This window comes from Corynebacterium pseudokroppenstedtii (assembly GCF_019754945.1).
Classification (GTDB): Bacteria; Actinomycetota; Actinomycetes; order Mycobacteriales; family Mycobacteriaceae; genus Corynebacterium; species Corynebacterium pseudokroppenstedtii.
Genome location: NZ_JAEUWU010000007.1, coordinates 1 through 6,590, shown reverse-complemented (window position 1 = coordinate 6,590; position 6,590 = coordinate 1). Strand labels below are relative to the sequence as shown.

The 6,590-nt window shown below is 58.2% G+C and carries 2 protein-coding genes and 3 pseudogenes; 2 read left to right on the top strand and 3 right to left on the bottom strand.

Annotation, left to right across the window (positions count from 1 at the left end; genetic code table 11):
• The coding region (locus JMN36_RS10575) for a class I SAM-dependent DNA methyltransferase (RefSeq protein WP_221924403.1) at window positions 1-2,117 on the top strand (2,117 nt) is incomplete at its 5' end.
• A gap of 104 nt (window positions 2,118-2,221) precedes the next feature.
• Here JMN36_RS10575 and JMN36_RS10570 read toward each other — a convergent pair.
• Both JMN36_RS10570 and JMN36_RS10565 read right to left on the bottom strand, forming a co-directional pair.
• Window positions 2,222-3,112, bottom strand: a pseudogene (locus JMN36_RS10570) (IS481-like element IS5564 family transposase); the annotation flags it as partial.
• A 39-nt stretch (window positions 3,113-3,151) separates the two neighbouring features.
• Window positions 3,152-6,037, bottom strand: coding sequence for a Tn3 family transposase (locus tag JMN36_RS10565; protein WP_011116984.1), 2,886 nt, complete (start codon window positions 6,035-6,037; stop codon window positions 3,152-3,154).
• Window positions 6,038-6,162: 125 nt separating this feature from the next.
• On the opposite strand from JMN36_RS10565, the pseudogene JMN36_RS10560 reads away from it, so the two are divergent.
• Window positions 6,163-6,438: pseudogene (locus JMN36_RS10560) on the top strand (recombinase family protein); the annotation flags it as partial.
• 77 nt (window positions 6,439-6,515) lie between these two features.
• Here the strand turns inward: JMN36_RS10560 and JMN36_RS10555 are convergent.
• Window positions 6,516-6,590 (bottom strand): annotated as a pseudogene (locus JMN36_RS10555) (IS6 family transposase); the annotation flags it as partial.

Genomic DNA, 6,590 nt, shown 5'->3' with positions numbered 1-6,590 from the left:
ATATTTTCCGCCAAGATGCGGTCCTCTACAAGACGGACCACACGATCCTTCGCATCCTGGTCAAATTTTCTTGGCATATTCCAGATTTTCCCATCTACTCAAACGGAACAAAACCTGGGACACTTCAGTTTCCTTATGTCAATGGTGCCCTATTTGCTGAACCGTTGGCCTCGGAGTACTTCGACTACCAGATGCGCGAAGCATTGCTTGCTGCCTGCGACTTCGACTGGTCGACCATTGACGTCTCCGTCTTTGGTTCGTTGTTCCAATTGGTGAAATCGAAGGAAGCGCGCCGCAGCGACGGCGAACACTACACGTCTAAGGCCAACATCATGAAGACCATCGGCCCGCTGTTTTTGGACGAGCTGAGGGCTGAGGCCGATAAGTTGGTGTCTTCTCCGTCGACGTCGGTGGCCGCATTAGAGCGCTTCCGCGACTCCCTGTCTGAGCTGGTATTCGCTGATATGGCTTGTGGTTCTGGAAACTTCCTGCTTCTGGCGTATCGGGAGTTGCGCCGGATTGAAACCGACATCATTGTCGCTATACGCCAGCGCCGCGGTGAAACGGGCATGTCGTTGAATATTGAGTGGGAGCAGAAACTGTCCATTGGGCAGTTCTACGGCATTGAGCTGAATTGGTGGCCTGCCAAGATTGCTGAGACTGCCATGTTCCTAGTTGACCATCAGGCCAACAAGGAGCTTGCCAACGCTGTGGGTAGGCCTCCGGAGCGGTTGCCGATTAAGATTACCGCGCACATTGTGCACGGCAATGCCCTGCAGCTTGATTGGGCAGACATACTCTCGGCTTCTGCCGCCAAGACGTATATCTTCGGTAACCCGCCGTTTTTGGGGCATGCGACGAGAACTGCTGAACAAGCTCAAGAACTCCGAGACTTGTGGGGCACTAAGGACATTTCACGCTTGGACTACGTCACCGGCTGGCATGCAAAGTGCTTGGATTTCTTTAAGTCCCGAGAGGGTCGTTTTGCGTTTGTCACCACCAATTCAATTACTCAAGGTGATCAAGTTCCACGGCTATTTGGGCCTATCTTCAAAGCAGGGTGGCGTATTCGTTTCGCTCACCGCACGTTTGCGTGGGACTCTGAAGCACCCGGTAAAGCTGCTGTTCACTGCGTCATTGTTGGCTTCGATAAGGAGAGTCAACCACGTCCACGTCTGTGGGATTATCCCGATGTAAAGGGCGAGCCAGTCTCAGTGGAAGTAGGCCAGTCCATTAATGCCTATTTAGTAGACGGCCCTAATGTTCTTGTCGATAAATCCCGGCATCCTATTTCGTCGGAAATATCGCCCGCAACTTTTGGAAATATGGCGCGAGATGGCGGCAACCTTCTAGTTGAGGTCGACGAATACGACGAGGTTATGAGTGACCCCGTAGCGGCAAAGTATGTTCGCCCTTTCCGGGGTAGTCGAGAGCTAATGAACGGCTTAGATCGGTGGTGTCTATGGCTTGTAGATGTAGCACCGTCAGACATTGCCCAGAGTCCGGTTCTGAAAAAGCGTCTAGAAGCGGTTAAGTCTTTTCGAGCCGACAGTAAAGCGGCAAGTACACGGAAAATGGCTGAAACTCCGCACTTATTCGGCCAGCGGTCGCAACCGGATACTGATTACCTTTGCCTGCCGAAGGTAGTAAGCGAACACCGCTCGTATTTCACCGTACAAAGGTATCCATCAAACGTAATCGCTTCTGACCTAGTATTCCATGCTCAAGATCCAGACGGCCTGATGTTTGCGCTAGCGTCGTCGTCGATGTTCATTACGTGGCAGAAAAGCATCGGAGGACGACTCAAGTCTGATCTCCGTTTTGCTAACACTTTGACGTGGAATACTTTCCCAGTGCCAGAACTCGACGAGAAGACGCGGCAGCGAATTATTAAAGCGGGCAAGAAGGTGCTCGACGCCCGCGCGCTGCACCCAGAACGCTCGCTGGCCGAGCACTACAACCCACTCGCGATGGCACCGGAACTCATCAAAGCGCATGATGCGCTCGACCGCGAGGTGGATAAAGCGTTTGGCGCGCCACGAAAGCTGACAACTGTTCGGCAGCGCCAGGAGCTATTGTTTGCCAATTACGAAAAACTCATCTCACACCAGCCCTAGAAGGCTTGATATGTCTTGCCATATGGCGGGACATATGTTTAGGCATATGTTATAGCGTATGTTCCGCCATAGGGCCTAACCCTGACGTGTCCACTGTCCGGGGGTTAGGTGTGATGTCCAGGGACGTTGTTGAGTCGGTCGAAGGGTACGCCGCCAATCGCAGAGTGGTGTCGGTGGTGGTTGTAGAAGTGGAGCCAGCCGGGCAGCGCCAGGCGTCGTTCGGCCTCTGAACCGTAAAACCTGGCATAGGCCCAGCCGTCCCCGAGCGTGCGGTGGAATCGCTCGATCTTCCCGTTCGTCTGCGGCCGGTAGGGGCGTGTCCGCTTGTGTCGGATGCCGAGCCGAGCGCAGAAGTCCCTCCATGCGTGGGATCTGTATGCCGACCCGTTGTCGGATAGGACTCGCTCGACGGTCACGCCTCGTTCGGCGAACCAGGCCACGGCGCGTTCGAGAACTCCCACCGCTGTGCTCGCCTGCTCATCCGACCAGATTTCTGCGTATGCGACGCGGGAGTGGTCGTCGATGACTGTGTGAACGAACGCCGTCCCGGTGCGCGGCTTGTGATCTTTTCCTCGTGGTAATCCCGGAGTCGCGAGCTTGTTCCGTGCGCCTTGCTGCCGACCTACGTAACGATGTCCACCGCCGTCGGGGATGTTGCCGAACTTCGTGACATCGACATGAATCAACGATCCCGGATGAGGATGCTCATATCGCCGCAATGGCTCGCCAGTGACACGATCGATATGCGAGAGGCGGTTCACGCGGCAACGGACGAGGACCGCGTGAACAGTCGACGTCGAGAGACCAAGTCGCGCAGCGATCTGGGCTGGCCCCAGTCGAAGCCGCCAGCGCAGGTTGATGATCTTCTTCTTGACATGCTCGGGCGTCCTGCCTGGGATCCGGTGCGGCTTGCTGGAGCGATCCTGCATCCCAAACTCACCCTCTTCCCGGTAGCGGCCTGCCCATTTCCGGGCAGTGATCGGGGAGACCATGAACATCTTGGGGTCGTTTGCGGGAGGGGGCGGAATCCTACGCTAAGGCTTTGGCCAGCGATATTCTCCGGTGAGATTGATGTGTTCCCATCCGAGCGGCGAAACATGGGCCAAGAGATCGGGCGATAGCAGCTTTCCATCGCGTTTCTGGTTTGCAACGACCTCGCCGAGCTTCATGGTGTTCCAGAAGATGATGATGGCGGCGAGCAGATTCATGCCGGCGATGCGGTAATGCTGGCCTTCGGCGGAACGGTCGCGGATTTCACCGCGGCGGTGGAAGCTGATTGCCCGCTTCAGCGCATGATGAGCTTCGCCTTTGTTGAGCCCGATCTGGGCACGCCGTTGGAGTTCGGCATCCAGAATCCAGTCGATCATGAACAGGGTGCGCTCGACGCGACCGACTTCCCGCAGGGCTGTCGCGAGCTCGTTCTGCCGCGGATAGGAGGCGAGTTTCCGCAGAATCTGGCTTGGCGCGACGGTCCCGGCAGCAATGGTGGCGGCGATGCGCAGGATGTCGGGCCAATTGCGCTCGATCATGGCTTGGTTGACCTTTCCGCCGATCAACGCTCGCAGGTGCGCCGGGGCGGCCGACGGATTGAACGCGTAGAGCCGTTTGGATGGCAGGTCGCGGATGCGCGGAGCGAACCGGTAGCCGAGAATGGCACATGCGGCAAAGACGTGATCGGTGAAGCCGCCCGTGTCGGTGAACTGCTCGCGGATATGGCGTCCAGCATCGTTCATCAGCAGGCCATCGAGGATGTAAGGCGCTTCGCTTGCCGTTGCAGGAATCACCTGGGTTGCGAACGGCGCATATTGGTCGGAGACGTGGCTATAGGCTTTCAGGCCCGGGGTATTGCCATATTTCGCGTTGACCAGGTTCATGGCCTCACCTTGCTCTGTAGCGACGAAGAACTGTCCGTCGCTCGAAGCCGACGTGCCCATGCCCCAGAACCGGGCCATGGGTAACGCTGCCTGTGCCTCGACCACCATGGCCAGCGCCCGGTCATAGGCTTCGCCCTCGACATGCCACCGTCCAATGCGGATCAATTCCCAGAAGGTGTGGGTGTTTGTCGCATCCGCCATTTTGCGCAAGCCGAGGTTGATCCCTTCCGCCAAGATAACGTTCATTAGCCCGATCCGGTCAGCGCAGGGTGCTCCTGTGCGCAGATGGGTGAACGCTTCGGTGAAGCCGGTCGCCGCATCCACCTCCAGCAGGAGATCGGTGATGCGCGTGGGCGGGATCTGCTTGTAGAGATCGAGCACCAGATCTTCGGCGCCTGTCGGCGCGGCGGCTTCGAGTTTCTCGATATGCAGAACGCCGTTTTCAATCGACCCGCCCGGGATCGTGCCTGCGCGAGCGGCACGGCCAAGCTCGCGCAACCGCATGTCGAGGCGAGCTTGCCGGTCTGCCAGCCATTCCTCCGGCCGCAATGGCACAGCGAGACGACCGCCTTCCGCGATGGCTTGTGCCGGAACGAGTGCGTGTTTCAGATCGCCATAGCGCCGGGACCTAGTAAGCCAGACATCTCCGGAGCGGAACGCATCGCGCAGATGGAACAGCACCGCGATCTCCCATAGGCGAGCGTCGCCAGCCCTCTGGGCCCGAAGGTGGCGATGCCATTTCGAGCTGGGCCGCAAGAAGCTGGTCATCGCGGCATCGTTCAAACCGGTACGAAGGGCCGTCACCGCTTCCAGAAGCGGCAGTGCAACGGGCGCAGCTCGCAGATCGAGCAGGCGCAACATGCGTGGAGCGTATCGGCGGAAGCGGTGATAACCGTCGAGCACATGATTGAGCGGATCGTCGGCCATGGTGGCGGTCAGCCTGGTTGCCATTGCAACAAGGGTTTTTAAGCCGTCCCACCCTGACCCACTCGCGATGACATCGCCCAGCGGCTGGCCATCATCCTGTGCATCGACCAGGGCGCCCCCGATCTCGGCGAAGGATTTCAGGGTGTCACGCACCACCCCCGCTTCGTCTGCGACCTTTGCATGGCAAATACGCTCCGAAGCACGGTAGAGACGGCCGACGATCCGGTCGTGGGTTTCGACCACTGCGTCGGCCAACATCGCCTGCCATTCCGAGACGCAAACAGCCAAGATCGCAAGCCGCCTGTCCTCCGGGAGATCGCGCATGCCGTCGGCATAATACCGTTCACCCTGCCTGCGCAGACGAGTCACCCGATGGGCAGGAACGCCGGCAAGCAGATCCTCGGGGAGATCGACGCGTTGCAGATATTCGAGCCGGTCGAGCAGCCGGTTGGCCGACGAAGAGTTCGAGCCAGGCTCGAACTGGCGCAGCCACACAAAACGGGTCACCCGATCATCAGCCGTCTCCTCGAGCAATGCCAGCAACTGTTCTCGGATCGACATAGGCAGCCGACTGGCGATCCTCGTCTCGATGCGTCGCTCGGCATCGACGAGAGCCGCGGCACAAAGCCGCTCGATCGTGGATGTCGCGGGAAGGACAGTGCGGGTGCGTCGGCACTCGGCTACGAAGCGACGGGCGATATCCTCGTTCGACACCGCCATCTCGGCTTCTCGGAACAACCATTCCTTCAGCTCGCTCGCACCACGTCCGGAGAAGGTGCGGAAGCCGTAGAGCCCCCGTAACTCGGCAAGATGCTCGTGCCGTGTTTCCTCGCGGGCAGCATAGTCTACGAGATCGTCGGCACCCAGGCCAAGCTGCGCTCCGATAAATTCGATGACCTCTGCAGGGATCAGTTCGCCTGGAGCCAGCACCCGGCCGGGATAGCGCAGGACACACAATTGCAGGGCGAAGCCGAACCTGTTGTGAGCGCGCCGACGCAGCCTGATATGCCCAAAGTCTTCATCACTCAGCGTATAGTGCTTGAGCAAATCCGTCTGTGAAGTCGGCAAGCGCAACAGCGCGTCTTTCTGCCGATCGGTTAGAGTGACGCGACGCGGCATACATGTTCCTTTTTCAAAATCTGATAGCGTTCAAGACGCTTTGTTTATGAAGCTGGTTGAGATACATTTCCAGAGGTCAATGCAATCGTGGCCGAAGCGCCGCCTCAAACCAACGTTTGTGATACATGCTGATCGGATATGCCCGCGTCTCCAAAGCCGATGGCTCGCAGTCTCTCGACCTGCAGCACGACGCCTTGCGCGCCGCAGGTGTCGAACGGGACAATATCTATGATGATCTTGCTTCCGGCGGTCGTGATGATCGCCCTGGCTTGACTGCCTGCCTCAAGTCATTGCGTGACGGCGATGTGCTGGTGGTCTGGAAGCTCGATCGCCTCGGACGATCGCTTGCCCATCTGGTCAACACGGTGAAGGAGCTGTCAGACCGCAAGATCGGCCTGCGGGTTCTGACTGGAAAGGGCGCTCAGAGGCACTGTTGCAAAGTTAGCGATGAGGCAGCCTTTTGTCTTATTCAAAGGCCTTACATTTCAAAAACTCTGCTTACCAGGCGCATTTCGCCCAGGGGATCACCATAATAAAATGCTGAGGCCTGGCC